At 63.2% G+C, this 26,215-nt stretch carries 28 protein-coding genes; 7 read left to right on the top strand and 21 right to left on the bottom strand.

The genetic code is table 11. The features are described from left to right. Positions 1–3: 3 nt before the first annotated feature. The 17 genes from fliF to P3C39_RS24175 all read right to left on the bottom strand — a co-directional run bounded on the left by fliF (position 4) and on the right by P3C39_RS24175 (position 15,406). Positions 4–1,650: a flagellar basal-body MS-ring/collar protein FliF gene (gene fliF / locus P3C39_RS24255; RefSeq protein WP_013529786.1), complete on the bottom strand. Its 1,647-nt coding sequence runs from the start codon at positions 1,648–1,650 to the stop codon at positions 4–6. Between the two features lie 134 nt (positions 1,651–1,784). Further along, the gene (locus P3C39_RS24250) at positions 1,785–2,849 is read right to left on the bottom strand and encodes a flagellin (protein ID WP_024502691.1); all 1,065 of its coding nucleotides are present in this window, start codon (positions 2,847–2,849) and stop codon (positions 1,785–1,787) included. 267 nt (positions 2,850–3,116) lie between these two features. After that, positions 3,117–4,118 carry a flagellin gene (locus P3C39_RS24245; RefSeq protein ID WP_013529788.1) on the bottom strand — a complete coding sequence of 334 codons (1,002 nt, stop codon included), beginning with the start codon at positions 4,116–4,118 and terminating at the stop codon, positions 3,117–3,119. A 200-nt stretch (positions 4,119–4,318) separates the two neighbouring features. Continuing rightward, the gene (gene fliP / locus P3C39_RS24240; protein WP_275954449.1) at positions 4,319–5,050 is read right to left on the bottom strand and encodes a flagellar type III secretion system pore protein FliP; all 732 of its coding nucleotides are present in this window, start codon (positions 5,048–5,050) and stop codon (positions 4,319–4,321) included. Further along, complete coding sequence (locus P3C39_RS24235) at positions 5,047–5,541, bottom strand: flagellar basal body-associated FliL family protein (protein WP_275954448.1); 495 nt, start codon at positions 5,539–5,541, stop codon at positions 5,047–5,049. Before P3C39_RS24235 ends, fliP begins: the two co-directional genes overlap by 4 nt. Positions 5,542–5,558: 17 nt before the next feature. Then, entirely contained in the window at positions 5,559–6,269 is a 711-nt protein-coding gene (gene flgH, locus P3C39_RS24230) for a flagellar basal body L-ring protein FlgH (protein WP_063168919.1), read from the bottom strand. Next, on the bottom strand, positions 6,266–6,853 hold the full coding sequence (locus P3C39_RS24225; protein ID WP_063168918.1) for a MotE family protein: 588 nt from the start codon (positions 6,851–6,853) through the stop codon (positions 6,266–6,268). Before P3C39_RS24225 ends, flgH begins: the two co-directional genes overlap by 4 nt. Before the next feature lie 3 nt (positions 6,854–6,856). Next, complete coding sequence (locus P3C39_RS24220) at positions 6,857–8,098, bottom strand: flagellar basal body P-ring protein FlgI (RefSeq protein WP_275954447.1); 1,242 nt, start codon at positions 8,096–8,098, stop codon at positions 6,857–6,859. Then, entirely contained in the window at positions 8,095–8,622 is a 528-nt protein-coding gene (flgA, locus tag P3C39_RS24215; protein ID WP_063168917.1) for a flagellar basal body P-ring formation chaperone FlgA, read from the bottom strand. The genes P3C39_RS24220 and flgA overlap by 4 nt, the downstream gene beginning before the upstream one ends. A gap of 3 nt (positions 8,623–8,625) precedes the next feature. After that, a complete protein-coding gene (flgG, locus tag P3C39_RS24210; protein ID WP_013529795.1) occupies positions 8,626–9,414 on the bottom strand; it encodes a flagellar basal-body rod protein FlgG in 789 nt (262 codons plus the stop codon). A gap of 11 nt (positions 9,415–9,425) precedes the next feature. Beyond that, complete coding sequence (locus tag P3C39_RS24205) at positions 9,426–9,752, bottom strand: flagellar hook-basal body complex protein FliE (RefSeq protein WP_013529796.1); 327 nt, start codon at positions 9,750–9,752, stop codon at positions 9,426–9,428. Further along, positions 9,752–10,168, bottom strand: coding sequence for a flagellar basal body rod protein FlgC (gene flgC / locus P3C39_RS24200; RefSeq protein WP_013529797.1), 417 nt, complete (start codon positions 10,166–10,168; stop codon positions 9,752–9,754). The genes P3C39_RS24205 and flgC overlap by 1 nt, the downstream gene beginning before the upstream one ends. 2 nt (positions 10,169–10,170) lie before the next feature. Beyond that, positions 10,171–10,551, bottom strand: a complete 381-nt coding sequence (gene flgB, locus P3C39_RS24195; protein ID WP_013529798.1) for a flagellar basal body rod protein FlgB — start codon at positions 10,549–10,551, stop codon at positions 10,171–10,173. Positions 10,552–10,631: 80 nt separating this feature from the next. After that, positions 10,632–11,471 (bottom strand): hypothetical protein, encoded by an 840-nt coding sequence (locus tag P3C39_RS24190; protein ID WP_275954446.1) that lies wholly within the window; start codon positions 11,469–11,471, stop codon positions 10,632–10,634. Further along, positions 11,458–12,861 (bottom strand): flagellar protein export ATPase FliI, encoded by a 1,404-nt coding sequence (gene fliI / locus P3C39_RS24185; protein ID WP_024502685.1) that lies wholly within the window; start codon positions 12,859–12,861, stop codon positions 11,458–11,460. The genes P3C39_RS24190 and fliI overlap by 14 nt, the downstream gene beginning before the upstream one ends. A gap of 3 nt (positions 12,862–12,864) precedes the next feature. Beyond that, the gene (gene flgF / locus P3C39_RS24180) at positions 12,865–13,587 is read right to left on the bottom strand and encodes a flagellar basal-body rod protein FlgF (protein WP_013529801.1); all 723 of its coding nucleotides are present in this window, start codon (positions 13,585–13,587) and stop codon (positions 12,865–12,867) included. Positions 13,588–13,594: 7 nt separating this feature from the next. Beyond that, positions 13,595–15,406: a DUF1217 domain-containing protein gene (locus P3C39_RS24175; protein ID WP_024502684.1), complete on the bottom strand. Its 1,812-nt coding sequence runs from the start codon at positions 15,404–15,406 to the stop codon at positions 13,595–13,597. Positions 15,407–15,553: 147 nt separating this feature from the next. On the opposite strand from P3C39_RS24175, the gene motA reads away from it, so the two are divergent. The 6 genes from motA to P3C39_RS24145 are packed head-to-tail and all read left to right on the top strand — an operon-like array spanning position 15,554 to position 20,392. Then, entirely contained in the window at positions 15,554–16,429 is an 876-nt protein-coding gene (motA, locus tag P3C39_RS24170; RefSeq protein WP_013529803.1) for a flagellar motor stator protein MotA, read from the top strand. Positions 16,430–16,461: 32 nt separating this feature from the next. Next, the gene (locus P3C39_RS24165) at positions 16,462–17,409 is read left to right on the top strand and encodes a FliM/FliN family flagellar motor switch protein (RefSeq protein WP_275954445.1); all 948 of its coding nucleotides are present in this window, start codon (positions 16,462–16,464) and stop codon (positions 17,407–17,409) included. A 16-nt stretch (positions 17,410–17,425) separates the two neighbouring features. Beyond that, positions 17,426–17,812, top strand: a complete 387-nt coding sequence (gene fliN / locus P3C39_RS24160) for a flagellar motor switch protein FliN (protein ID WP_023809994.1) — start codon at positions 17,426–17,428, stop codon at positions 17,810–17,812. Positions 17,813–17,855: 43 nt separating this feature from the next. Further along, entirely contained in the window at positions 17,856–18,866 is a 1,011-nt protein-coding gene (locus P3C39_RS24155) for a flagellar motor switch protein FliG (protein WP_275954444.1), read from the top strand. A gap of 9 nt (positions 18,867–18,875) precedes the next feature. Continuing rightward, entirely contained in the window at positions 18,876–19,958 is a 1,083-nt protein-coding gene (flhB, locus tag P3C39_RS24150; protein WP_027161440.1) for a flagellar biosynthesis protein FlhB, read from the top strand. After that, complete coding sequence (locus P3C39_RS24145; protein WP_024502682.1) at positions 19,955–20,392, top strand: hypothetical protein; 438 nt, start codon at positions 19,955–19,957, stop codon at positions 20,390–20,392. The genes flhB and P3C39_RS24145 overlap by 4 nt, the downstream gene beginning before the upstream one ends. 16 nt (positions 20,393–20,408) lie before the next feature. On the opposite strand, the gene P3C39_RS24140 is transcribed toward P3C39_RS24145, so the two are convergent. The 4 genes from P3C39_RS24140 to P3C39_RS24125 all read right to left on the bottom strand — a co-directional run bounded on the left by P3C39_RS24140 (position 20,409) and on the right by P3C39_RS24125 (position 24,257). After that, positions 20,409–21,179 (bottom strand): helix-turn-helix transcriptional regulator, encoded by a 771-nt coding sequence (locus tag P3C39_RS24140; protein ID WP_027161441.1) that lies wholly within the window; start codon positions 21,177–21,179, stop codon positions 20,409–20,411. Next, positions 21,176–21,886, bottom strand: coding sequence for a helix-turn-helix transcriptional regulator (locus P3C39_RS24135; RefSeq protein ID WP_024502680.1), 711 nt, complete (start codon positions 21,884–21,886; stop codon positions 21,176–21,178). The genes P3C39_RS24140 and P3C39_RS24135 overlap by 4 nt, the downstream gene beginning before the upstream one ends. A gap of 551 nt (positions 21,887–22,437) precedes the next feature. Next, positions 22,438–23,469, bottom strand: a complete 1,032-nt coding sequence (locus P3C39_RS24130; RefSeq protein ID WP_024502679.1) for a histone deacetylase family protein — start codon at positions 23,467–23,469, stop codon at positions 22,438–22,440. 26 nt (positions 23,470–23,495) lie between these two features. Next, positions 23,496–24,257, bottom strand: coding sequence for a TetR/AcrR family transcriptional regulator (locus tag P3C39_RS24125; RefSeq protein WP_275954443.1), 762 nt, complete (start codon positions 24,255–24,257; stop codon positions 23,496–23,498). A gap of 154 nt (positions 24,258–24,411) precedes the next feature. Between P3C39_RS24125 and P3C39_RS24120 the strand changes: the two genes are divergently transcribed. Continuing rightward, positions 24,412–26,091 carry an amidohydrolase gene (locus tag P3C39_RS24120; RefSeq protein ID WP_275954442.1) on the top strand — a complete coding sequence of 560 codons (1,680 nt, stop codon included), beginning with the start codon at positions 24,412–24,414 and terminating at the stop codon, positions 26,089–26,091. The last annotated feature ends 124 nt before the right edge of the window (positions 26,092–26,215 follow it).

The following is a 26,215-nucleotide window of genomic DNA, read 5'->3' as shown; positions in this document are numbered from 1 at the left end:
GGTTTACACCGCCACTTCCTGGGAAGCCCATTTGCGCAGGATCTGCGCGGTGCGCTCCTCGTTGAGGTCGACCATCCTGGCAAGCCGGTCCTGCGGCGCCGGCCGGATCTTCTGGCGAAGATCGTCGAGCGGAGTGGGGCCTGGGCGTGTGCCTGGCAAGGCGCCAACCGCGGCATTGTCGGTGGCCGCCATTGCCTCCGGCGTCGGCAGCGAGCGCTGGACGTCGTCGAAGCTGGGACCTGCCAGGGCTGGAGCAGCCTTTGCCGTCAGCGCCGCGGCCATCGGCCTCAGGCCGAAGAAGGCCACCAGGAACACCACGACGATGAAGGCACCTGCATTGATCATCGTGCCGGCATGCTGGCCGATCGAATCGAGCATTCCCGCCTGCGGGATCGCCTCGCCGTCCAGGCCATCGATGAACTCGACCGCCGAGACGTCGATGATGTCGCCGCGCTTTTCATCCAGGCCGGTGGCGGATGTGACCATCTTCTGGATCTCGGCGACGCGCTTGGCGATCTGCTCCGGTGTGGCGTCCTTGCCGAGGATGGTCGTCAGCCGCTGCTGGTTGACGACCACGGCAATCGACATCTTGGTGACGGTGTAGCCGTTGGAGACGGTGGCGATCTTCTTGGAATTGATCTCGTAGTTGGTGATCTCTTCCCTGCGGTCGTTCTGCGAGGAGGATTGCGGACCATCGGTGGCGGTTGCCTGGGTCTCGGGCAGGTTCTGCTCGACGCTGGCCGGAGTGGAAGCCTGCTTCTGGTTGTTGTTCTCGTTGGCGCGCACCGACTGCACCGAGCGCTCGACGCGGGAATTCGGATCGAAGATGGTCTCTTCCGTCTGGCGGGTGTCGGTGTTGACCTCGGCCTTGACGCTGGCGCGGAAATTGTCGGGGCCGAGATAGGCCGTCAGCGCACGGCGGATGTTGTCTCCGATCTGCGCCTCGACGGTCTGCTCGACGCCGAGCGTGCGGGCGGCGCTGGTGTTTGAAGGGTCGTCGCCCGCAGCCAGCAGATTGCCGCTGGAATCGAGCACCGTCACCTTGTCGGCCGACAGGCCGGGGACGGCGGCGGCGACGAGATGGCGGATCGACATGGCGCTCTTCTCGGCGTCGATGCCGGCGTAGCGGATGACCACGGAGGCCGAGGGCTGCTGCTCGTCGCGGCGGAAATTGGCGCGTTCGGACATGACGATGTGGACGCGCGCCGCCTTGATGCCCGATATCGACTGGATGGTGCGGGCGATCTCGCCTTCCAGCGCGCGTACGCGGGTGATCTGCTGCATGAACGAGGTGAGGCCGAGCGAGCCGACATTGTCGAACAGTTCGTAGCCGGCATTGGCGCTGGTCGGCAGGCCCTTTTCGGCGAGCAGCATGCGCGCCTGGGCGGTGGTGCCGGCCGGCACCAGAACCGAGGTTCCGTCGGCGCCGACATCGAAGCCGATACCGGCTTCGCCGAGCACCAGGCCGATCTGGTTCACGTCGGCGCGGTCGAGCCCGACATAGAGCGTGTCGTAGGCGGGGCGGTTGAGATAGACCGAGGCGATGCCGATGACGCCCATCACCAGAACGGCGATGCCCGCCAGCATGGCGAGGCGCTTCACGCCAAACCCGCGGAGATTCGAGATGATGCTCTGGATCTGTTCCGGCACGGTTCAACGACTCCCAGCATGATTGTCCGCCGGAACTCTAGTCTTCGAAGCTTGTGCGAAAATGAAATCGGGCCGCGCTTGCGGCGCGGCCCGTCAATCGGAGTGCGAAAAGGAGGCGCCGGTGGCGCCCGCGATTAGTTCTTGAACAGCGACAGGATCGACTGCGAGGAGCTGTTGGCGATCGACAGTGCCTGGATGCCGAGCTGCTGCTGCACCTGCAGGGCCTGGAGGCGGGTCGATTCCTTGTTCATGTCGGCGTCGACGAGCTGGCCGACGCCGCGGTCGATGGAGTCCATCAGGCTCTGTGTGAAGGTCTTCTGCAGGTCGATCGAGCTCTTGGCCGAACCGATGATGGTGGCGGAATCAGTCAACTGGGCCATGACCTTGTCCATCATGGTGACCATCTGGGTGATGATGCCGTCGGTCACCCCTGGGGCCGTGATGTCGAGGTTGTAGGCGGAAATATTGTCGACCTTGGTGACCGCTCCCGCCGCCGTCTGGCCGGCAGTGTTCGCGGCGATATCCGTTCCTCCGCCCGCGATCACGCCAGCATAGGCGTTGTCATACAGGGTCTGGGCGGCGCCCGTGGAATAGATGGAGGTCTGGCGATCGAGGACGCCCTGGTTCTTGACCTCGGCGGCAAGGCCGTAGTCGAAAAGCTTGGTGCCCTCGACATTGATGTTGATCGTTCCGATCGAGACAGCGCCGGATGAAGAGCGATTGAATGAGGACACGATCTGCGAGTCGGGCTGGACGCCATCATTGGCGGACGTGACCTGCTTGGAGGTCACCGCGAGGAAATTCGAGCCGGAGAAGGTGGCCGCATCGGCAAAGGACTTCATCTGCGTTTGAAGCGCCTTGATCTCGGTCTGGGTCTTCGCCTTGGCGGCATCCGTCTGGCCGACCATGGACAACACCTTGGTCTTGATCTGGCCGATCGTCGTCAGCACGTTGGTGATGCCGGTGTAGGCGGCATCGACTTTCGAGGCGCCGAGGCCGAGTGCATCCTGCACCGTCGACAGGGCCGAATTGTCCGAGCGCATGGTGGTGGCGATCGACCAATAGGCGGCGTTGTCCGAAGCCTGCGAGACCCGATAGCCGGTCGATATGCGGGCCTGTGTCTGTTCGAGCGACTTGTTGGTGGCGCTGAGGCTTTGAAGTGCGGTTAACGCCGAGGCGTTGGTCATGATGCTCGCCAAGAAAGTCGCTCCTTCTCAAAAGCCGACATGCTCAGACATGCCGGATGGGCCTGTTCAACGATTGGCATCGTGCCGGTCGGACCGATTCGCCAACTGTCGTAAGCTATTGGTTAACCATAACTAGCGCGGCATGGTTAACAGCCTGTTAAAAGCTGGCTTTTGAGAGTTAAGGATCGAGGATTGTGCGGGGCTGGAGCAAACGCAAATAGGGCCGCGCTTTTGGCGCGGCCCTAATTTCTAGTGCGAACCGTGGTTGGGCGGAGGCGATCAGCCGCGGAAGAGCGACAGGATCGACTGCGAGGAACCGTTGGCGATCGACAGCGCCTGCACGCCGAGCTGCTGCTGGACCTGCAGGGCCTGCAGACGGGTCGATTCCTTGTTCATGTCGGCATCGACGAGCTGGCCGACGCCGCGGTCGATGGAGTCCATCAGGTCCGAGGTGAAGGTCTTCTGCAGGTCGATACTGCTCTTGGCGGCGCCGAGCGTGGTGGCCGAGTTGGTCATATCGGCGAGCGCGGAGTCGATGACGGTCAGCATCTGCTTGATCTGCGAATCGCTGGCAGCGGTGCCACCCGAGAAGATGGAAAGCGAGGCGGCCGAATAGGTGTCGGTGGCCAGTGCAGCCGCCCCTAGAGCTGTCTGCGTGCCGGAGACCGCTGCGGCCACACTGCCGTCGCTGCCGAGGCGGTACGTGTCAAGGATGCCCTTCGCGAGGCCCGAGGTGGTACCAGCTTCATAGAGCTTGATGCTTTCCACCTTGACGTCGATGGTCGAGATCGAAGATGCGCCGGCCGCGTCACGGTTGAAGGCCGAAAGGATCTTCACATCGGCAGCCGTCGTGGCTGTTGAGCCGCTGTCTACGGACAGCATGTTGGTGCCGGAGAAGGTGGCGCCGTCGGCGTAGGACTTCATCTGCGCCTGAAGAGCGGTGATTTCGGTCTGGGTCTTTTCCTTCGAGGCGTCCGTCTGGCCGTAGGAAGCCAGCAGCTTTGCCTTGATCTGGTTGATGGTGGAGATCGCGCTGTTCATGCCGGTATAGGCGGTGTCGACTTTCGAGGCGCCGAGGCCGAGAGCGTCCGAAACGGTGGACATTGCCTGGTTGTCGGAGCGCATCGTGGTGGCGATCGACCAGTAAGCGGCGTTGTCTGAGGCCTGCGAGACGCGATAACCGGTCGAGATGCGGGCCTGGGTGTCCTGGAGGGATTTGCTGGTGGCGTTAAGGCTCTGCAGAGCCGTCAACGCGGCGGAGTTCGTCATGATGCTGGACATGGTACTCGTACCTTGGTTTTTACAGGTGTTTTTTTGACATACCGGGCCTCCCGGTATGACGGTGCGGCATCATGCCAATGATCTCTGAAATCGATCACCCGCCATCTGCGAGCGAATATGCGGGCAAGTCCCTACCAAAGGGCTAAACCGGACGGTTAATCGAAAATATATTGCTGGAATTTCGAGCCGGCGCGGCAGAGTCAGTTGAAGGAGCGCACCAGGCTGCCGACAAGCAGGTTCCAGCCGTCGATCAGGACGAAGAACAGGATCTTGAACGGCAGCGACACCACCGTGGGCGGCAGCATCATCATGCCCATCGCCATCGTGATGGTGGCGACGATCAGGTCGATGACCAGGAATGGCAGCACGATCAGGAAGCCGATTTCGAAGCCGCGCCGGATCTCCGAGATCATGAAGGCGGGCACCAGGATGCGCAGGTCGACGGTGTCGCGCGAAACGGTCTGGCCGCGCTCGCGGGCGAGATCGGCGAAGAGGTCGAAATCCTTGTCACGCACATTGTGCAGCATGAAGGTGCGGAACGGATCGGAAATCTTGTCGAAGGCTTCGGTCTGGGTGATGTGGTTGTCCATCAGCGGCTTGACGCCGGTGTTCCAGGCCTGATCGAAGGTCGGCGCCATGACATAGAAGGTCATGAACAGTGACAGCGAAATCAGGATGAGGTTTGCCGGTGTCGACTGCAGGCCGATGCCGGCGCGCAGGATCGAGAAGGCGATGACGAAGCGGGTGAAGCTGGTCACCATGATCAGCAGGCCCGGCGCGACCGACAGAACAGTCAGCAGGCCGAACATCTGGATGATGTAGCCGACGGTGGTGCCGTCAGCCTTGCCGATGCCGCCGAGATCGAGCTGCTGAGCCGCCGCGATGGAGGTGGCGGCGGCGATCATGGCGGTGGCGAGAAGGAACTTTCTCATTCGAGCAGCAATGTCCTGATGAGTACCTGTTTGGCGTGACCCTGGCTGCGGATCGCGGCGCGTTCTTCGAGGTCGGCCTTCAGGTGCTGGTAGCCGCTGGCTCCCTCGATCTGATGCATCTTCAACGTGCGCACCAGGGCCAGGAGATCTTGGTGGATGTCATCCGACATTGCCTGTGGCTGCGGCGCGTCATAGACGACGGACACCTCCATCCTGATCCAGGTGCCGGCAGGCGAGGCGATGTTGGTGGTGATCGGCGCCAGCACGACAAGCATCGGGCCCAGGCCTGGTTGCTCGGCTGCGGCGGGCTGCATGATCTTACCTTCGTTCTCAGGCGCGACCGGTACCGACGCCGGTGCGCCGACGCCCTTGAGATAACCGCCGGACATCCAACCCACGCCAATGGCGGCCGCCGTCACAAGCAGCAGCATGCCGGCCTGAATGACAGGGGAGGGACCCTTGTGCGGCTGAACCTGTTCAATATTTGCCACGGCGACCTGCCCCGATCCTAGAACGGAAGAACCTGGTCGAGGATCTGCTGGCCGTAGGCAGGCTGCTGGACCTCGGTGATGCGACCGCGTCCGCCGTAGGAGATGCGGGCCTCGGCGATGCGTTCGTAGGGGATGGTGTTTTCGGCGCCGATATCGGCCGGCCGCACGATGCCGGCGAGCGTCAGCACCCTGAGCTCGGCATTGACGCGCACTTCCTGCGATCCGGTGATCATCAGATTGCCGTTGGGCAGCACATCGGTGACGATCGCCGCGACATTGAGTTCAAGCGTTTCCGAGCGCTTGATCTCGCCGTCAGCCGTCGTGTCGGTGGTGGAGGTGAGCGCCCCGGCGCCCTTGCCGGCGGTGCTCCACTTGTCCCACTGCGCGCTGAGGTCATAACCGAGCTTGCGATTGGCGGTGCGGCTCCTGTCGTTCTGGTTCTTGAAGTTGGCGCGATCGTTGATCTTGATCTTGACCGTCAGGATGTCGCCCTGGGACAGCGCCCGCGGGTCGGTGAACAGCCGGCTCTGGCGGTCGTCCCACAACGAGAATTTCTTGACCGGCGCTGGCGGCGTTTGCGGATATCGATAGAGCGAGCCGGTGCTGCCGCCATCGATGCCGGAGCCGACCGGGGACAGGGCCGGCTCTCTGCCGACCTCCTTGAGGTTGGTTCCGCAACCGGACAGCATGGTAGTAACCGCGCACAGGACAAGCATCTTCCGGATCATGACGGATCTACCCTTCGGGCTGCGCTGGCCATAATGCCGGTGAGCGTCGCCGCCGCCTTCTGGTCCATTTCGTTGAGGATGACGCTCGCCTTGCGTGAATCGAGCTTCATCAATATAGCCGCAGCCAGGTCGGCGTTGACGATGGCCAGCCGCTCGGCGGCGGCGTCGGGTTTCATACCGGCGTAGATCTGGACGACGCCGTCCTCGGCCCGGGCCAGGAAAACCTCGCGCCGCTTCAGCCAGGTCTCGTATTCAGCTTTCTTTGCATCAAGAGCTTTCATGCGCTCGTCAATGCCAGCCTGGAGCTGCTTCAGTTCCTGCGCCTGCAGGACATAGCGGCGGTCGCGGGCGGCATCGGCGATGTTTGAGCAGAAGCGCTCGATCTCGCTTTGGTCCGGCGCCTTTTCCCGTGTCAATTGCTGCGGCGCCGCCGCCACCTGTGCTCCCGGCAGGACCTGGCGGACCGTCTCCTCGCCGCGCGCGGTGCCGCCGGCAAAGGGCAGAGCCGCGAGAAAAGCGGTCGCAAGCAGGATCGCGGCTTTGCGGCGTCTGTCGTGGCGTGGGAAGGAGCGCTTCATCGGCATCGCCTATTGCAGAACCAGGTCGGCCTGCAGGGCCCCGGCCGACTTGATGCCCTGCAGAATGGCGATGATGCCGTCCGGCTTGACGCCGAGGCGGTTGAGGCCGGAAACGAGGGTCTGGAGATCGGGCCCGTCAAGCACGGCAACGCGGGCGTCGGGCCGGCTGGCGTGGATGGCGGTGAACGGTTCGATCGCGGTCTCGCCCTTGGAGAAGGGCTCGGGCTGGACGACGCGCGGCGCTTCGGTGATGCGCACGGTGAGCGTGCCGTGGCTGATGGCGACCCGTGAGATCTTGACATCATTGCCGATGACGATGGTGCCGGTGCGCTCGTCGATCACGACACGGGCCGGCGTGTCGGATTCGACCACCAAATTCTCGATTTCGGCATAGAAGCGCGCCGCCGAGACACCCTTCGGCCTTCTGATCTGGACGGTGCGCGAATCGCGCTCGGCCGCCACCCGCATGCCGAAGCGCTGGCCGGTGTAGTCGTTGATGGCGTCCGCGATGCGGATAGCGGTCGAGAAATCAGGATTGCGCAGCTGCAGCGTCAGGATCGCCTGATCGTCGAATTCGGCTTGGACGGCACGCTCGACGATGGCGCCGTTGGGCACGCGGCCGGCGGTTGGCACGCCTTGCGTCAGCTGCTCGGCCTGTCCTTGCGCGGTAAAGCCGGACACGATGACCGAGCCCTGGCCGACGGCATAGATTTCGCCGTCCGCCGCCTTCAGCGGCGTCATGATCAGCGTGCCGCCGGAAAGCGAGGTCGCGTCGCCCATCGAGGAGACGTCGATGTCGATGCGGGCGCCCGACTGCACGTAGGGCGGCATGTTGGCGGTGACGATGACGGCGGCGACATTCTTGGCGCGCGCGCTGCCGCCTTCGGTGGCGATGCCGAGGTTTTCGAGCATCGCGCGGATCGACTGTTCGGTGAATGGCGAGTTGCGCAGGCTGTCGCCCGATCCGGCAAGGCCGATGACCAGGCCGTAGCCGACGAGTTGATTGTCGCGCGAACTCTGCAGCTGGGCGATGTCCTTGATACGCGAGGCGACCTGGCCCGGCGGCAGCGAACTCGGCCCGGTCGAAACCCGGAACATGCGGCTGGTGGTGGCCGGATCATATTCGGGATCGTTGTAGACGCCGCCATTCTTGGCGGCGAGCTCGCGCTTGGCCTTCGGCGTCAGGCCGTCGGCCAGCGCCGGCTGCAGGCCAAGCACGGCTGCCAGGATCAAGGTAAGCCCGCGCATCATGAAGCGCTGACCTGGATGGTTCCATCCGCCATCACCGTGCCGGACAGGATTTTGCCGCTGTCGATGTTGCGAACCTTGACGAGGTCGCCCGCGGCTCCTGGTTGCAGCGTCACGGCGGTCGCCGAGATCGTCAGGCCGCCGGCGATGAAGAAGATCTGCACGGAGGCACCCTGTTCGACCAGCCAGGCCTCGCGGATGGCGGCGGAGGGAATGTAGCGGCCGGGCAGCAAGGTGCGCTTGGCGACCTTGCCATCCAGTTCTTCGGCCCGTGTGGCGACCGCCTCCGGCTTGTGCTTGCCGACGATAAGGGTGACCTGTTTCAGGGCAGCCAGGTTGATGGTCTCGCCGGGATAGATAACCCGGCTCGGAATAAGCACCACCTCGCCGCCAGCTTGATTGCTGGCGATCCGGGTGGCCGACTGGTTGGCCGATTCCTGGGCAAAAGCCGGCATCGTGCCGGTCACCAGCGCAAGGACGAGCGCGGTGCGGCGGAATGCGGACAGGAGGCCGGGCGTCGACATCATGCGTTACCTGATGTTCTTGGAGACCACGGAGGCCATGTCGTCGGCGGCCTGAATGACCTTGGAGTTCATCTCATAAGCGCGCTGCGCCGAGATCAGTTCGGTGATTTCCTTGACCGGGTCGACGTTGGAGGCTTCGAGATAGCCCTGCTGGATGGTGGCAAAACCGGGATCGCCAGGCACGCCGACATTCGCGGGCCCCGAAGCCGTGGTTTCCTGGAACAGATTGTCGCCAAGCGGCGCCAGGCCGGCCTCGTTGGCGAAATTGGCGATCTGAAGCTGACCGAGGTTCTGCAGGTCGGTCTGGCCGTCGATGCGGGCGAAGACCTGGCCGGTCTTGTTGACGATGACCTCGACGGCATCAACGGGAACATTGATTGCCGGAATGACCGCAGCGCCGTCGACCGTCACCAACTGGCCGGTGGCGTTGGTGTTGAGAGCGCCGGCGCGGCTGTAGAGCGTGCCGCCGTCGGCACCCTCGATCTGGAACCAGCCCCTGCCGGTCAGCGCCAGGTCGAAACTGTTGCCGGTGCTGGTCAGTTCGCCCTGGGTGTGCACGTTGCGCACCGCCGTCGTCTTGACGCCGAGGCCGATCGAGACGCCCTCCGGCACCAGCGAGGCGTTGGAGCGGTTGGGCACGCCTTGCGTGCGGTCGACCTGATAGAGCAGGTCGGAGAATTCGGCACGGGCGCGCTTGTAGCCGGTGGTGTTGATGTTGGCGATGTTGTTGGCGATGACTTCCAGATTTGTCTGCTGGGCATTCATGCCGGTGGCGGCGATGGCGAGTGCTTTCATGGCGGAATTCCTCAGATGCCCATTCGACTGACTTCGAGATAGGCAGAGACCACCTTGTCGCGTATCGCGACGGCGGTCTGAAGCGCCTGCTGCGCGCTCATCACGGCGTCGACCACCTGGCGGGTGTCGGCATCGCCCTTGAGCGCCTGCATCGATACCTGCTCGGCATTCTGCATCGTGTCGACGGTCTTGGAGGCTGCCTGGCTCAGCGCCTCGGCAAAGGAGGTGCCGACATTGCCACCGGCCGACGGTGTCGCGCCGCCCTGGAGCAGGCTTGTGGCGGCGTCATCGCCGCCGATCGACGGCTTGAACTGAAGGGCTCCGATACCGCTGATCATTACTGGTTCCTCATCAGGTCGATGGTCATGGAAATCAGGTCGCGGGCCTGCTTGACCACCTGAAGGTTGGCCTCGTAGGAGCGATTGGCCTCGGTCATGTCGGCCATTTCGATCAGCACGTTGACGTTGGGCATCTTGACGTAGCCCTTCTCGTCGGCGGCCTCGTTGCCGGGCTGGAACTCGACTGGAAAGTCACTGGGATCTCGATCGATCGAGTTCACTGCAACCGTTGAACTGCCGGAGGCCCGGTCGAGCTCGGAGACGAAGCTGATGGTCTTGCGGCGATAAGGGTCGGAGCCGGGCGCGGTGCCCGTCGACTGGGCGTTGGCGAGGTTCTCGGAAACCACGCGCAGGCGTTCCGACTGGGCGCCGAGGCCGGATGCTGCGACTTTGAGGGCTGCGGTCAGTGCGTCCATGGTCAGCTCTTCACCGCCATCATCATCATCGAATGGAACGCCTTGACGATCGCCGTGTTGAGCTCGAAGGACCGGCGCACCTCGCCGGCCTTCAGCAACTGGTCTTCCAGCACGACCGAGTTCTTGGACGGCATGACAACGCCGTCATCTTCCTGCGGCTTGATGGTGAAGCCGGCATTGGTCGCTGCATTGCCGAGATGGCCGGCCTGGGTGGCCTGCAGCGATACGGCGGCGCGGTCGAGCACTTTTTCGAATGGCTCGACGTCGTTTGCCGTATAGCCTGGCGTGTTGGCATTGGCGATGTTGCCGGCCACGGCCGACTGGCGCACGGCCAGCCATTGCGCTTGCTTGGCGGCGAGGTCGAAAAGGGAAACGGGCTCCATGGGAATCTCCGAGCAGGTACCCAGAGACTAGGCCGCCAGTCTTGCGCGGGCCTTGCGGATGGCCGGAAGCCGGAGATCGTTTATCTGGACAGTTCGATCACCTGGTCGGCACTGGTGACCATGACCCATTTGCCGTTGCGCTGCTCGATGGAGGATACCTTGCTGGAATCCGGCAGTATCGAGCCGCGCTTGACGATCCAGAGGCCAGCGTCGTCCTGGATCATGGCGCGGCCGTTGGCGACATGAACCATGCGGAATTTCGCCGCGTCGGCCGGAAACGGTTGCTCGTCGGATGCGGCTGCGGGATCGGCATCATCCCGCACCGTCCCCGTGGCAAGAAGATCGAGATTGGCCGCGGGAACGTCCTTTGCCGTCAGCGGCGCGCTGCGTTCGGCGACCACGCCGCCGCCCGCTCGCCCGGAATTGGAGCCTGTGCCGCCGAACTTCATCGCCTGGACGCCAAACTGGTCCTGGTTGAAGAAGATATACCAGGGGAACAGGGCGCAGATCAGGCCGAGCGCGATGCCGAGCGCGGCAATGACGAAGTCGCTGCGTCGGTCGGACTTCTTCTCCAGTCGGGGAAACGGCGCCTTTGGCGGCTGCGGCCATTCGGTGCGCGGGAACAGGCCGTCGATCAGCGATTCCCGGCTGGCCTGCGTCATCTCGGCAGCCACCGCCTGGGGAGCCCGGGACAGAGCGGGTTCGACGGGCCTGGCCAGATCAGGATCGGCTTTGCCAGCCCGTGGCAGGATTGGCTTGACGGCTCTGGCCAGAACGGCCTCGGCTTTGGCCGCGATGGCACGGGCGGCCTTTGCCTTGGCAGTTCTCGCCGTGTCAGCCTCTGCCTGCTGCGCGGCATTGGCCTCGGCGATCATGTCGCGCAGGATGCGCTCGGTGTATTCGCGTTCAGTCTCCGGCATCGGCGTTCAGCTTGCTCTTGAGGTGGCGGGCGAGATCGGAGAACGGGTCGGCTGAGGGGCGATCCTTCGGCCCTTGCGTCAGCGCTTCATAGATCAGCGGCACCTGGCGCACGGCGATGTCGAGTTCGGCATCGACGCCGCCCTGATAGGCCCCGAGCAAGCGGATATCGCGTGTGTCCTCGAAGCGCGAGATCATCGACTTCAGCCTTGTCACCAGCGCGCGCTGTTCGACGCTCCAGGCCTTTCCGGCCAACCGCGATATGGACGACAGCGGGTTGACGGGGGGATAGCGACCCTGTTCGGCGATCGTGCGGTCGAGCACGACATGGCCGTCGAGGATGCCGCGCACGGAATCGGCGACCGGGTCGTTGTGATCGTCGCCGTCGACCAGTACGGAAATGATGGCGGTGATGGATCCCTTGCCTTCCGTACCCGGCCCGGCGCGTTCGAGCAGCTTGGGCAATTCGGTGAACACCGAGGCCGGATAACCGCGGGCGACCGGCGGCTCGCCGGTTCCCGTCGCCACCTCACGCAAGGCGTGAGCGAAGCGGGTGATCGAATCCAGCACCAGCAAAACGCGATGCCCCTGGTCGCGAAAATGCTCGGCGACGCGCATGGCGGTGTCCGGCGCACGCCGGCGCATCATGGCGCTTTCGTCGCTGGTGGCGACGACGGCGATGGTCTTGGCCATGCTGTCGCCGATCGTGTCCTCGAGGAATTCACGGACTTCCCGGCCGCGTTCGCCGATGAGCGCCACCACGACGGTATCGAATGCGTCGGCTCCGGCGAGCATGGCGAGCAGCGTCGACTTGCCGACGCCGGAGCCGGCAAAGATGCCGAGGCGCTGGCCGAAGCAGAGCGGCGTGAAGATATCGATGACCTTGACGCCGGTCATGAAGGCAGTGCCGACGCGTTGCCGCGCCATGGCGCCCGGCGTCGTCTGGGCGCCGCGCGATGTGTCGTCTCCCCGGGCGAGCGGCGGGCCGCCATCGATCGCCCTGGTGAGTGCGTCGATGGTGCGGCCGCGCCATGAGGCATGCGGTGCCACCACAAGCGGACCGCGGCGGAACACGGCATCACCGATGCCGGAATCGGCGCTGCGTTCGAAGGGTGCCACGACGGCCTCGTCGCGGCCGATCTTGACGATCTCGCCGCGGCGCGCACCGGCATGGCCGGGCTGCTCGACGATGTCACCCAGCCTGGCGAAGCCGGAAAGGCCGTGCACCTTGTAGTGCGTGGGCGTGACTTCGATGACGCGGCCGCCGCGCTTGAGCAGTGCCTCGGCGTCGGCGAAACGCCGCCAGACCCGTTCCAGGGCGGCAAGCCGGTCTTCCGGTGCCGGCTGGAGTTGTCTTTCGAGTGCCCGCAGGGATGGCTGGTCGAGCGACATGGACTATTTCGAGCCGAGCGTCTTGATCGCTTCGTCGGTGGACGAGTCGGTCTGGCGCATCAGGGCGGCCGTGTTCTCGAAGGCGCGCTGGACCATGATCAACCTGGTGATCTCCAGCACCGGATTGACATTGGACTCTTCGAGAAAACCTTGGGCAACGCCGATATCGGAGCGATCGGTGACAGGCTCCGGGGTGCGTGCCGGAACAATGCCGGAATTGCCATAGCGGACGAAGTTCGCGCCTGGATCGAAATTGTAGAGGCCGATCGATCCGACAAGCTGATCGTTCTGGCGCAACGAACCATCGGCCCCGGCCTTGGGCGGACCGTTGCGGGGGTCAAGCTGGATCGGCGAGCCGCCGGCATCGAGCACCGGGTGGCCTTCGATCGACATCAGTTCGCCGTTCTCGTTCATCGAAAAACGGCCGTCGCGGGTCATGACGGTGCCGACCGGCGTCTCTATGGCGAACCAGGCATCGCCCTGGATGGCGAAATCGAAGGGATTTCCGGTCTCGCTCAAAGCACCGTGGGCGCCGGAAAGGTAGGTTTTGCCCGGGGAGGCGAATGACACCGATTTCTGCCCGGTGCCAGAGACGACGTCCTCGAACTTCACGCCGGTGGCGCGAAAGCCGATCGTGGAGGCGTTGGCGACGTTGTCGGCGATGGTGTCGAGGCGCCGCTCGAGCGCGATCTGCGATGAAAGAGCGACGTACAGGCTGTCCCGCATGATGGTCTCAGAACCTCAGTTTCTGCATGGCCATCATCAGGTCGGTGGAGATGCCGACGGTGAGTGGCTGGGCAAACAGCACGCTGACCGAGGTGACGGCCGATGAAGTCGGGTTGTTGATCTCGTACATGCTGGTGAAGCGCGTCAGGAACTTGCCGAGTTTCTCGGGGTCGGAGAAATCCGAGATGTCGAGTTTCTGCTCGAACAGCTGCGCCTGCTTGTCGACATCGGCGGTGGCGAAGGAATCGGGCAGGCCGAGCACGGTGCGCACGACACTGGCAAGCGCAGTGTCGGCCAGCACGTCATACCAACTGGTGATGGTTGGGGCCTTGCGATCGAAATAAAGCGCCAGCCGCACGCCCTGGTTGGTCTGGCCGGCATCCTCTTCGAGGGTCTGGCGCATGTATTTGTCGACGGTCGGCTGCTGCGCCGGATTGATGGTGGTGGCCGCTTCGCCGTATTGTTCGAAGTTGAAGGCGGCGGCCAGTCCGGCATAGGCCTTGTTGGTCATCTTGTTGGCGACGCTGTCGGCGTCGCGAATGCCACCGGCAAGAACGTTGCGGATGAGGTCCTTGCTTTCCGTCGCCGGGTCCAGTCCGTAGGCCGAGAGCACGTAGTTGTACAATCGGCTGTTGGCCATCAGGTCGTCGATGGACTTCACGTTCGTGACGTTGGCAAGGTAGTACGCGGTCTCCGACTTGATGTAGTCCGCATTCGGCGCGATCAGGCCAAGCGCCGACTCCGTCGTATAGATTTTCGGCGTGTCTTTCTGCACTTCGTCGCGCGACGTTGTCTGATCGCCATATTGGGCAAAGTTGAAGGCCGTGACGAAGTTGGCGTACCGTTTATCCGTCAGCTTGTTTGCTGGGCTGTCGGGGTCGCTGACGCCGCCCTCGAGCATTGTGCGGATCTGCTGCGGCGTTTCGGTTGACGCATCAAGTCCGTAGGAAGCCATGGCGAAGGTGAGCAGGCGCTTGTCCGCCATGAGGTTGTCGATCGACGTCACCTTGGAAATGTTTGCCGCGTAATAATCGGCCTCGCCCTTGATATATTGCGCGCTTGGCTCGACCAATGTCAGTCCGGCTCCGGCCATGTATCCTTTCGGCACCGCCTGCTGGACATCGTCGCGCATGGTCGTCTGATCGCCATACTGGGCGAAGTCGAAGGCTGCGACGAATTTGGCGTAGCTCTTGTCGGGCAGTTTGTTGGCGGGACTGTCGGGGTCGCTGACGCCACCTTCGAGCATCGCCTTGACGGTTGCGGCAGGTTCGGTTGCGGCGTCGAGTCCGAAAGCGGCCATCGCATATGTCAGCAGGCGGCTGTCGCCCATCAGGTCGTCGACCGATTTAACCTTGGCGATGTTGGTGACGTAGTAGGCGGTTTCGCTCTGGTAGTAAGGGAGCCCCTTCTGCGAGGCGCCGATCTGGACTTGCAGCGCATAGTTGCTGGTCACCAGTTGCTGCGCCTTGTTGTAGACAGTCGTACTGGTGCCGTTGGCGGCGAAATTGAAGGCCCTGACGAATTCGGCGTAACGCTTGTCGGTCAGCTTGTTGGCGAAGCTGTTGGGATCGGAGACGCCTTCCTTGAGTGCCTTGACCATGAAGGCCTTGGCGTAAGCCATGTCCTCGAGCCCGTAGGCCTTCATGGCATATTTGAACAAACGGTCATTCTTGACGAAATCGTCGATCGATTTCACCTTGGTGATGTTGTCCAGATAATACTTGGTGTCGCGATCAACCACGGGCTGCTGCTCGATCCTGTCGATCGACTTTGAAATGTCCCTGGTGATGAGCTGGTAGCTGGTAAAGGTATTAAGCAAAAAGGTGCCTCCGGCCGAAGCTATGTCCGGACAATACCCCTACTTCCTTGCGCGAAACTGAATCGTCTCCGACGCCTTCGATTCAAGCCTCACACAAGGCACGGGGGCTATCCCTAGCTCCTGATGTGAAATGCGGAAGGACCTGTCGTGGGCATTCTGATTGGACTGGTGGTAACGCTCGGCTGCGTCCTTGGCGGCTTCATGGCCATGGGCGGCCATCTTCACGTGCTGATCCAGCCCTGGGAGGCGGTGATCATCTGTGGTGCGGCTTTTGGCACCTTCCTCGTCGCCAATCCGATGAAGACGGTCAAGGATACCGGCAAGGGCATTCTCGAAGCCTTCAAGCAGGCGGTGCCGAAGGAACAGGACTATCTCGAAACGCTCGGCGTGCTGCACTCGCTGATGCGCGAGCTGCGCTCGAAATCCCGCAGCGAGGTCGAGGCGCATATCGACAATCCGGAAGAGTCGGCGATTTTCCAGGCGTTCCCAACCGTGCTGCATAACCACGATCTGACGCATTTCATCTGCGACTACTGCCGGATCATCATCATCGGCAATGCCCGCTCGCACGAGATCGAGGCGCTGATGGACGAAGAAATCCAGACCATCAGGTCCGACAAGATGAAGGCCTATCACGCGATGGTGGCGGTGGGCGATGGCCTGCCGGCGCTCGGCATCGTCGCCGCCGTGCTCGGCGTGGTCAAGGCGATGGGCGCGCTCGACCAGTCGCCGGAAATTCTCGGCGGTTTGATTGGTGCCGCGCTTGTCGGAACGTTCCTCGGCATCTTCCTGTCCTATTCGGTGGTCGGACCGGTCGCCACCAAGATCAAGACAGTGCGCGAGAAGAAGAACCGCCTCTATATCATCGTCAAGCAGACGCTGTTGGCCTACATGAACGGCGCGCTGCCGCAGGTGGCGATCGAGTTCGGCCGCAAGACCATCTCGTCCTATGAACGGCCGACGATCGACGCGGTCGAGCAGAGCACGATGAATACCGGCACCGTCGAAAAGAAGGCCGCCTGAACGATGCGCGACAGATCGGTCCCGGCACTGTCATGACCAGCCTGGGCAGTCCAGCGGAAGCGCGCTCGCTGATCATCGAGCGTCTGGTCGGCGACAGCGGCGAGGCCGCGCAGGTCATCGACGCAGGCCGCGCCATGGCCGAACGCGCCGTGCCGCTGCTGCAGAAAAACCTGACCAGCGAGTTTGGCGTTCCGGTCGTCGTCGATCTCAAAGCGATCGAGGTCAGCCGCGTTCCCGAGGCGCGTTCGCGTGCCGGCGACACGTTTGCGATGACCGTGATCAGCTCGTCGGCGTCCTCCGATGCGATGACCCTGGTAATCGATGCTCCGGCGATCGCCATCATGGTCTGCACGCTGTTCGGCGGCGACCCGGATCTGCCGGCATCGCCGATCGAACGCGATCTGTCGCAAATCGAAATCGATGTTTCGACCATGCTGTTCCAGCAGGTCGCACAGGCCCTCAACGGATCGGGAAAGCGTTCGCTCGACCTGCGCCTGCCCGCGCCGCGGGCAATGTCGGGCACCGAGGCGAAGCGGTACGTGCTGCGCGATGGCGCGGCAATCCGCATCGTGCTTGGCATCTCGACGCCGGCCGACAGTGGCACCGTGACGGTGACGATGCCGCAGCGCGTCGTGCTGGCCAGCCGCGACGGAGCCGTGCCTGTCAGCGACGACGATCACGGCCCCAGCTGGCGCGCCCGCTTTTCGGAAGAGGTGATGCGCTCCACCGTGGCGCTCGAGGCCACGATGCCGCTGGCGCGGCTGACGCTCGGCGACCTCGCCGGTTTCGAAATCGGCGACGTCATCGAATTCGAGGAAACGGCCCAGTCCCAGGCGCGTCTCAGCGCACGGGGCAAGACGCTGTTCGTATGCGAGTTCGGCAAACTGGGACAGAATTACACCGTCCGGATCAGGCAACCTTACGATGCCGGGCAGGACTTTATCGACGGGCTGATGCCGGCTGCCGCCGGACGCGCCTGAGCATTTGGAGACGATCATGGCCAAAACCAAGGCGGAAGCCGACCTCGACCAGCCGGACGAGCAACTCGACCGTGCCATCGAAGAGTTGCGCGGGGTCCTGCATGAAGAGGAGCAACGCCCCGATGCGGCGTTCAGGGCGGCCTCATCGGCCAATTCGAGCGTGATCATGAACATCCCCGTCGATGTCCAGATCATCCTCGGCAGCACCGAGATGCCGGTCTCCGATCTGATGGCGCTGCAAAAAGGGTCGACCGTGGCGCTCAATCGCCGCATCGGCGAACCTGTCGACGTCGTGGTCAACGGCCGAAAGATCGCGCGCGGCGAGATCACCGTGCTGGAAAGCGATCCTTCGCGCTTCGGCATCAGGCTGACCGAAATCATCGCCGGCACGAAGGGCGCCTAGACATGGTTTGCGGGGCTTGCCGGTGGCAGCGGAGGCGAGTGGCATGACGACGCCGGTGACCTTGACCCGCGCGCAGAAGGCGGCCGCCATACTTGTGGCGATGGGCAAGCCGTCGGCCAGCCGCCTGCTGAAATTCTTCAAGCAGGAAGAACTGAAGGCCCTGATCGAGGGCGCCCGGCTGCTGCGGACGATTCCGCAAAGCGATCTTGAGCGCATCGTCGCCGAGTTCGAGGCCGAGTTCACCGAAGGGGCGGGATTGCTCGATTCCGCCGACAGGATGGACACCATCCTCAACGAATCGCTCTCGCCCGAAGAGATGAGCGCGATCATGGGCGACAGGAAATTCGAGGTCGCACCGGAAGGCCCGCCGCCGATCTGGCCCGAGCTCGAAAAGCTCGAGCCGGCGCGGCTTGGCGCCTTCCTGGCCGGTGAGCATCCGCAGACAGCGGCCATGGTGTTGTCGAAGCTGGTGCCGCAGGTGGCGGCGAGCGTGCTGCTGACACTGACCAAGCCGATGCGTGGAGAAATCATCAAGCGCATGGTGACGATGGCCAATGTTCCCGACGCTGCCGCCAGGATCGTCGAAAACCGGCTGCGCACCAGTGTGCTGGCGGAGACCTCGACCAAGGATACCTCGGCCGGACAGGCGCGTGTCGCCAGCGTCCTCAACGAACTCGACAAGCCGCTGCTCGAGGAGGTGATGCAGGATCTGGAAGCCGCCGGCACGCCTGATCTCGACGGCGTGCGAGCCCGGCTGTTTGCTTTCGACGATCTGCCGCTGCTCACCCAGAAAGCGCGGGTGCTGCTGTTCGACGGGCTATCGACGGAGCTGGTCACGCTGGCCTTGCGTGGCACGTCGGCCGCCCTTGCGGAATCGGTGCTCTCGGCCATCGGCGCCCGCTCGCGGCGCATGATCGAAGCCGAGCTCGGGCAGGGCTCGGACGGGATCCCCCTCGCCGACATCATGGCGGCCCGCAAGACGATCGTCACGACGACGATCCGGCTGTCGCGCGAAGGCGCCTTCGAACTCCCCTCGACCCAAGACGCCGCCTAGGACCGCGCCATGGCTGACGCGGTCGACAAGGATTCGAAAACCGAAGAGGCGACGGAAAAGAAGATCCGCGACACCATCGAACAGGGCAAGCTGCCCCATTCGCGGGAGACAGCGCTCTTTGCCTCGTTCGTTGCCATACTGGTGTTCACCGTCTTCTACGCCAAGGATGCGATCATCGATCTCGGCATGTTCCTGTCGATGTTCCTGGAGAAGCCGGAAGCCTGGCCGATGGACACCGAGACCGACGTCATCGCGCTTTACAAGATCGTCCTGCTCGAGGTCGGCCGCGCCGTCCTGAGCTTGATGGTGCTGCTGACCGTCGCCGGCGTCGGCGCCTCGGTGTTCCAGAACATGCCGCAATTCGTAGGCGAGCGGGTCCGGCCGCAACTCTCGCGCATTTCGATCGCCAAGGGTTGGAACAGGCTGTTCGGCATCCAGGGTTGGGTCGAGTTCCTGAAGTCACTCGGCAAGGTCGGGTTTGCCATCGTCGTGCTGAGCTTCACCCTGTCGGAAGACCACCGCAAGCTGCTCGCCGGGATGATCACCAATCCGGTCGCCTTCGGTCTCGTCATCCGCGGCATCGCCGTCGACATCCTGGTGGCGATCGTCTTCGTCATGGGGCTGATCGCGGCAGTCGACATCGTCTGGTCGCGCTTCCACTGGAAGCAGGATCTGCGCATGAGCAAGCAGGAGGTCAAGGACGAGTTCAAACAGTCCGAGGGCGACCCGATCGTCAAGTCGCGGCTGCGCTCCCTGGCGCGCGACCGGGCGCGCAAACGGATGATGACGGCGGTGCCGCGCGCGACGCTGATCATCGCCAACCCGACGCACTTCTCGATCGCGCTGAAATATGTGCGCGACGAGGACTCGGCGCCCATGGTGCTGGCCAAGGGCCAGGATCTGGTGGCGCTCAAGATCCGCGAGATCGCGCGGGAACACAACATCCCGGTCTTCGAGGACGTGGCGCTCGCCCGCTCCATGTACAAGCAAGTTTCGGTCGATAATGTGATCCCGTCACAATTCTACCAGGCCGTCGCCGAACTGGTGCGGATCGTCTACTCGAAAAAGGCTGAGCGCAGACAGATTTCATGAACCGGCAACCGCACGCAAAATCCCGCGAGATCATCGTCGCCAGCGCCATCGAGCAGGTGGTGGGCGAACTGAGGCTGATCGATGTCGCCGACTACATCGCCTTTATCCGGCTGGAGCATTTCGCATGCCTGTCGGACCTGGTCGATTCAGCGGTTGAGTTGTTCTTCATGCCGGGCACTCTGCGGCTCGGCCATGGTGGTGAGGCGCATGTCGACTGGAGCGGCAGTCCGCGCATCGTGCTCGATCTGGAACTGAGGCCGCCCGGCGTCACCGTCTATTTCCAGCTGACGCTGAGCGAGCTCGGCGCGTCGGTGGCGGTCAACTACGTATCGTTCGAGAAGCCGGGCGAAGACCCGGAGCGCAACACGGCGCTGCTCGAAGCGGTGATCGAAGAGGCGCGTATCCGCAAGGTCGAGCCGCTGGCCTATCGCTGATCGCTTTCGAATTTCTCTATTCGATCAAGCCCAGCCGCAGCGCCTTGGCAACGGCCTGGTTGCGATTGACGGCGTTGAGCTTCTGGGTCGATTGGGTCAGATACTGGTTGGCGGTGTGCACCGACAATTTCAGGAGTCGCGCGATCTCTTCGCTGGTGTTGCCGTTGGCGGTCAGCTTCAGGCATTCGAGTTCGCGCTTGGAGATTGCACGCATGCGGCCGGCATCGCCCGGACGGATGCGGGCGACGGCGGCGAACAGCGAAAAGCAGCGGGCGTGTATTTCGTAGAGCGCATCCTGCTGCAAGGTCATCTCCGAGCCCAGGAACACGACAAGACCGCATTGGCCGCGGTCGGCGTGCACGGGAAAAGCGATGCCGCTGGTTCCGGGCACCAGCGCCGCCATCCGCTCGGTCCAGGCGAAATCGCCAAACAGCTCCGCCGTGGCAGGGACGCCGTCATCCGTCCACCAGCGCGGTTCGGTCGAGATGCGGGTGTGGCGCACGATCTCCTCGCCGTTGGCGCCTGAGATGAACTTGGTCGCCACGGCAATGCCGGGATAATCGGAATCGAAGCATGGCACGAGCCGCGCCCGCTCGGGCGAGGGGCTTACGAAGAAGAGGCCGAAAGCCGAGGCATTCATGTCAACGGCGATCCAGCGGCAGCGGCGCACGGCATCGGGAATGGTGACCGCGTGATGGGTTTCGGAGCCAAGGGTGAAGGCCCCGAACGGGTTGCGCTGCTCGTTGAAAAGGGCTTCGGCCGTTTCCTTGATATCGGCGTGTTTCAAATGATGCCGCTCCTGATCGCCGTGGCGATGGCCATCGCGCGGTTGCTGGCCGCGAATTTCTGGATGGCGTGGGTGATGTAGCTGTTGACGGTGTTGGAGGAGACGCCAAGGATGACGGCGACCTCGTCGGTGGTCTTGCCTTCGGAAACCCAGAACAGGCATTCGCGCTCGCGATCCGACAACGGGTCCTGCATGGCGGCGGCGGCAATCAGTTGCGGGATGTGCGAGAGCGCGTAGCAGCATTTCAGCTGCGCGCGCATCAGCGCCGGCTGGTCGATGCTGCCGGCGGTCGCCGCAGAGAACAGGGCAAACAGGCGCTGGCGGCCGACATTGAGGCGCAGCGAATAGATTTCGGCATGGCCGAGCACGTCGAGAAGGCGGGCTTCCTCGCCGGTGACCAATCCGTCTGCTTCTGGTGCTTGAGATGCCACCAGCGGCTGTGGGCGGATGCCTGGCGCGACGGTGAGCGCGCCTTGCGCAAGCCCGGCGATCAATCGCTTGCCGATCAGCTCGATGGCATCGAAAATCCAGTTGGAGGAGACGATGCGCGCATCGTTGCGGTCCTGGTCGTGGACGATGGCGACCAACATGTAGCTGTCGGCGCCGATCTCGGCGGTCAGTTGCATGAAAAAGCTGGTGAGATCGCCGCGCGACGTCAGGCGCGAGCCCAATGTGTCGGATTGAAGACGTGCGGCGGGACTGCTCATTCTTGTTGCTTTTGGCCGGAATCGTTTCTGCTGTCCGGATACTGGAAGCCAGCCGCCGAACCCGAATACGCATTACTTTGACGAAGACACACGCGTGGCGCAGGGCTGCACCGAACCAAATCCCGAATCCATTCAGGGAACGCGAAGCCGTCCGCGTCTGGTGCCGGAAAAGCTCCGGAACAAAAGACTTTGGGTGGTCGCCGCGCCCCCCAGGACCGGCTGATTCGGGTCTAATCTACCCGCAGTTGAATCTGACATCAAACGCGATTTGACAAAATCGAATCCGGTGGACTCATGTGCGACTCACAAGTCGGTTTTCGCGCCCTGGACAGAAGACCGGGACGCGAAAGTCTTCGCCGGCCACCTCGGCGGCTGGTCGATTTCGCCAGGCTCGGGAGCATTGGACAGACGGGCGCGCCGGTTGCTGTGCCGAAGACTGGTGCCTTGGCCCGATAGTGGGAGCCGGGCGATGTTGCCGCCCGGTCCCGGTGGTCCTTTGCTTATGCCTGTCGTTGTCCCAAAATCGCCAGATGCTCCTGGACGACAGGCATTTACCGATCCTCGAACCCGGTCAGCACGCCGACCGCGTTGATGCCGATCTCCTCGACGGCATAGCCGCCTTCCATGACGAACAGCGTCGGCAGGCCGAGCCTGGCGATGCGGCGGCCGATCTTGGGATAATCAGACGTCTTCAGCTTGAACTGGCTGATCGGGTCCTTCTCGAACGTATCGACACCCAGCGAGACGATGACGACATCCGGTGCATAAGCGGCGAGCCTGCCGCAGGCATCCTCGAGCGAGGCGTTCCATGCATCCCAGTCGGTGCCGAAGGGCATCGGATAATTGATGTTGAAGCCTTCGCCGGCACCCGCGCCGCGTTCGTCGGCATGGCCGAGGAAGAACGGGTACTCGACCATCGGATCGCCATGCAGATTGAGCACCTGGACGTCGGCACGGTCGTAGAAGATCTCCTGCGTACCGTTGCCGTGATGGTAGTCGACATCGAGGATCGAGATGCGTTTGGCGCCGTGGTCGCGGAACCATTGCGCGGCGACAGCGGCGTTGTTGATGTAGCAATAGCCGCCCATGAAGCCAGCCCCGGCATGGTGGCCGGGTGGACGGCAGAGCGCGAAGGCGGAAGCCTCGCCATCCTTGAGCAGGCCGGCGGCGGTCAGCGCTACGTCGTAGGAAGACTTGATCGCGGCCCACGTGCCTTCGACGAAAGTGGCGCCGGCATCGAAGGAATAATAGCCGAGCAGCGCGTCGACGCGCTTTGGCGGCACGTCGCCGCGCAGGCCGCGCGTCGGCCAGGTGAAGGGCATCGCCGTGCCTGTGAGGCCTGCTTCCAGCCATTGCGGCCAGACCGTCGGGAGAAAGTCGATATAGTCTGATTTGTGGATGCGCTTGGCGGCGGCGAGGTCATGTTCGTGCGGCGCGATGATGGGACCCAGTTTCTCGCTTTCGACCCGCGCCTTGATGAATTCGGCCCTCGATGGCTTCTCGAAACCCGGCACGATGGCTGATGTGACCAGTTCCATTTGACCGGCATGGCCGGCGTGAAGGGGGGAGAAAACAGTCTTCATAAATTCCTCTCGAAGTGCGAAATCAGTCAAGATTCAAGATTGAGATAAGGGCTCACCAGAGCGAGCCACATTCTTTCCACATCGTCCTCGATGAGGTCGTATGTCTTGCGGTCTCTTTTCAGCCCGACAAGCCGGCAGGCGTGCCCGACGTCCATCATCAGCACGCCGAGCCGGCTGGCGACATTGTCTTCAAGCGCCGGGTTCACATGCTGCAGCCATGCGGCGTAGAGCGCGATGATCTGCTCGTCATATTCGTTCTGGATCGGCCTGAGGTCGGCGTTGCCTGAAATGGCCTCGATCACCGGCATCAGGCTGGCGTTTTCGAGGTAGAGTCTGGACGTGTCGATGAAGAGCTTGCGCACTTCCTGCCGAAACTCTTCACGGTTGGTGGGCGGGGCGACCTTGATACGCTTGGCGATCACCTCGGGAAAGGATGACAGCCAGCGCCGGGCGAGGTCCAGAAGAATGGCTTCCTTGTTGGGAAAGTATTGGTAGATCGAACCAACCGACAAGCCTGCGCGCTGCGCAATGGCGAGCGTCGTCGGCGTTTTGGTTCCTTGCTCCCGCGTCAAGACCAGCGCTGCGTCGAGAATCCGGTCGACCACCTTGCTGGAGCGTTGTTGCCGCGGCTGTTTGCGCGGTTCGAGCGCTATCCTGGTTTTGCGGTCGAGACTGCGCTTCACCGTCCGATGTCCTCGTTCCCCGCCCGGTCTCAACATGGTGGGAGATTGCTGTCCACGATACATTCCAGATTCGGTATGTTGACAAACGCGAATAATCAGTCGCATTCTTTATCCACGCTGCCTCTTGGGATGACAAGGGGAATTTCCAAGACAGCGCGCTGGCATTCTTTTTCGTCCCATGGCGCCGCTCCGGTGGAGTGGCAGGTCGTTGGCCAAGAGGTTGTCGGTCTCAGTCAGTCGTCAAAAGCGCGGAGTCGCGATGTCTGTCACAGGTGCAGGTCACAATGCGGATCTGATCGTCATCAATGGTCGTGTACTGACCATCGACGACGACAATCCCACCGCCGAGGCCGTCGCCGTCAAGGACGGCGCAATCATCGCCATCGGCAGCCGCGCCTCCATCGAAGAGTTCAAGGGACCGGCCACCAAGGTAATCGACGCCAAGGGCGGCTCCGTCCTGCCGGGTTTCATCGAAGCCCACATGCATCTGTTTTCGGGCGGGGCTGAACTTGCCCACCTTCAACTCACCGGTATCCATGGCTTCGAGGCGCTGCAGAAGGCGATCCGCGACTATGCGCCTACCCGGCCCGACGCGAAGATGCTGGTCGGCCAAGGCGTCGACTACACCGTGCTCGGCAGCGAGCGCGTGACGCGCCATCACCTCGACGCCATTTTGCCCGATCGTCCGTTCTGCATGGCGGCGCCCGACCACCACACCATGTGGGCCAACACCAAGGCGTTGGAAATGGCCGGCATCCTGCAGGGGCGCACGCTCGGCCCTGGCAATGAGATTGTCATGGGTGACGATGGACTGGCCGCCGGCGAATTGCGCGAAGGCGAGGCCTTTGGCCCGGTGCTCGACCTTGCCGGCGAAAGCCGGGTGCGGCTGGGGCTGTCGACCGGCGGCGAGCCGGACCCGATGCCGACGGCGGCCGAGCGGGACGCCGACCGCGACATCATGCGGCGCGGGCTCGCCTGGTGCGCCCGCCACGGCATCACCTCGATCCAGAACATGGACGGCAACCTCTACCAGCTTGAGCTGCTGGCCGAGATCGAAGCCGAGGAAGGCTTGCCCTGCCGCGTCAAGATCCCGTTCCACTACAAGAATTTCATGACGCTCGACATGCTCGACAAGGCATCTGGTATGGCCGAAAGCTACAACAGCGAATGGCTGTCGTCGGGCATGGTCAAGGTGTTCTACGACGGGGTGCTCGACTCCTGGACAGCTGTCATGGTCGAGCCATACGCCGACCGGCCCGACTGGGTGGGCGAGCCGCTGTTCACGCCGCAACAATTCATCGATCTGGCCGTCGCGGCCGACAGGCGCGGGCTGCAGATCGCCGTGCATTCGATCGGCGACGGCGCCGTGCGCGCGGTGCTCGACGGTTATGAGGCGGCGCAGAAGGCGAACGGCAAGCGCGACAGCCGTCACCGGGTCGAGCACATCGAGGTCACCACCGCCTCGGACGTGCCGCGTTTCGCCGAACTCGGCGTCATTGCCTCCATGCAACCGCCGCATCCGCCCGGCGCCATGGATTTTCCGCTGGAGCCGACGGTGTCGCGCATCGGGCCGGCACGCTGGCCGCTGAGCTATGCCTGGCGGACCTTGAAGGATGCCGGCGCGCATGTCGTCTTCGCATCCGATTGGCCGGTGTCGCCGATCGATCCGATCCTGGGCATTCAGGCGGCAGTGTTGCGCAAACCATGGGCAGAAAGCGACCCGGACCAGAGTTTCTCGCTGCATGAAGCGATCGCCGGTTACACGATCGAGGGCGCCTACGCCGAATTCGCCGAGCACCGCAAGGGCACGCTGAGATCGGGCTACATGGCCGATCTGGTGGTTTTGTCGATGGATATCGAGAACACCGCCCCGGCCGATCTGCACAAGGTGCGGCCGGTGACGACGATTTGCGGCGGCAAGATCACCTATCAGGCCTGACTATGGCATGGGGCTTGCAGGCCTCAATGACTGACTGAACTGTGACCCAATGCCGGGCTTGCCAACCCACCGGCCATGTGGTCACATCGAACAGGGGAAGAGCTCCGCCAGCAAGAGCGGGGTC

It is taken from the genome of Mesorhizobium sp. XAP4, from assembly GCF_029269325.1.
GTDB classification, from domain to species: Bacteria; Pseudomonadota; Alphaproteobacteria; order Rhizobiales; family Rhizobiaceae; genus Mesorhizobium; species Mesorhizobium ciceri.
The sequence above is the reverse complement of the archived record's forward strand: the minus strand, read 5'-3'. Positions and strand labels throughout refer to the sequence as shown.

Bases quoted from the DNA above. Each gene is read 5' to 3' on its own strand.
- fliP (WP_275954449.1), bottom strand. From the start codon at position 5,050: ATGAGAAAGTTCCTTCTCGCCACCGCCATGATCGCCGCCGCCACCTCC.
- P3C39_RS24190 (WP_275954446.1), bottom strand. From the start codon at position 11,471: ATGCCGGAGACTGAACGCGAATACACCGAGCGCATCCTGCGCGACATG.
- fliN (WP_023809994.1), top strand. From the start codon at position 17,426: ATGGCCAAAACCAAGGCGGAAGCCGACCTCGACCAGCCGGACGAGCAA.
- P3C39_RS24165 (WP_275954445.1), top strand. From the start codon at position 16,462: ATGACCAGCCTGGGCAGTCCAGCGGAAGCGCGCTCGCTGATCATCGAG.
- P3C39_RS24220 (WP_275954447.1), bottom strand. From the start codon at position 8,098: ATGATGCGCGGGCTTACCTTGATCCTGGCAGCCGTGCTTGGCCTGCAG.
- P3C39_RS24130 (WP_024502679.1), bottom strand. From the start codon at position 23,469: ATGAAGACTGTTTTCTCCCCCCTTCACGCCGGCCATGCCGGTCAAATG.
- flgH (WP_063168919.1), bottom strand. From the start codon at position 6,269: ATGATCCGGAAGATGCTTGTCCTGTGCGCGGTTACTACCATGCTGTCC.
- flgG (WP_013529795.1), bottom strand. From the start codon at position 9,414: ATGAAAGCACTCGCCATCGCCGCCACCGGCATGAATGCCCAGCAGACA.
- P3C39_RS24155 (WP_275954444.1), top strand. From the start codon at position 17,856: ATGACGACGCCGGTGACCTTGACCCGCGCGCAGAAGGCGGCCGCCATA.
- P3C39_RS24120 (WP_275954442.1), top strand. From the start codon at position 24,412: ATGTCTGTCACAGGTGCAGGTCACAATGCGGATCTGATCGTCATCAAT.
- flgA (WP_063168917.1), bottom strand. From the start codon at position 8,622: ATGATGTCGACGCCCGGCCTCCTGTCCGCATTCCGCCGCACCGCGCTC.
- P3C39_RS24205 (WP_013529796.1), bottom strand. From the start codon at position 9,752: ATGATCAGCGGTATCGGAGCCCTTCAGTTCAAGCCGTCGATCGGCGGC.
- P3C39_RS24145 (WP_024502682.1), top strand. From the start codon at position 19,955: ATGAACCGGCAACCGCACGCAAAATCCCGCGAGATCATCGTCGCCAGC.
- P3C39_RS24245 (WP_013529788.1), bottom strand. From the start codon at position 4,118: ATGTCCAGCATCATGACGAACTCCGCCGCGTTGACGGCTCTGCAGAGC.
- P3C39_RS24225 (WP_063168918.1), bottom strand. From the start codon at position 6,853: ATGCCGATGAAGCGCTCCTTCCCACGCCACGACAGACGCCGCAAAGCC.
- flgF (WP_013529801.1), bottom strand. From the start codon at position 13,587: ATGCGGGACAGCCTGTACGTCGCTCTTTCATCGCAGATCGCGCTCGAG.
- P3C39_RS24135 (WP_024502680.1), bottom strand. From the start codon at position 21,886: ATGAGCAGTCCCGCCGCACGTCTTCAATCCGACACATTGGGCTCGCGC.
- flgB (WP_013529798.1), bottom strand. From the start codon at position 10,551: ATGGAGCCCGTTTCCCTTTTCGACCTCGCCGCCAAGCAAGCGCAATGG.
- fliI (WP_024502685.1), bottom strand. From the start codon at position 12,861: ATGTCGCTCGACCAGCCATCCCTGCGGGCACTCGAAAGACAACTCCAG.
- flgC (WP_013529797.1), bottom strand. From the start codon at position 10,168: ATGGACGCACTGACCGCAGCCCTCAAAGTCGCAGCATCCGGCCTCGGC.
- flhB (WP_027161440.1), top strand. From the start codon at position 18,876: ATGGCTGACGCGGTCGACAAGGATTCGAAAACCGAAGAGGCGACGGAA.
- P3C39_RS24125 (WP_275954443.1), bottom strand. From the start codon at position 24,257: ATGCGACTGATTATTCGCGTTTGTCAACATACCGAATCTGGAATGTAT.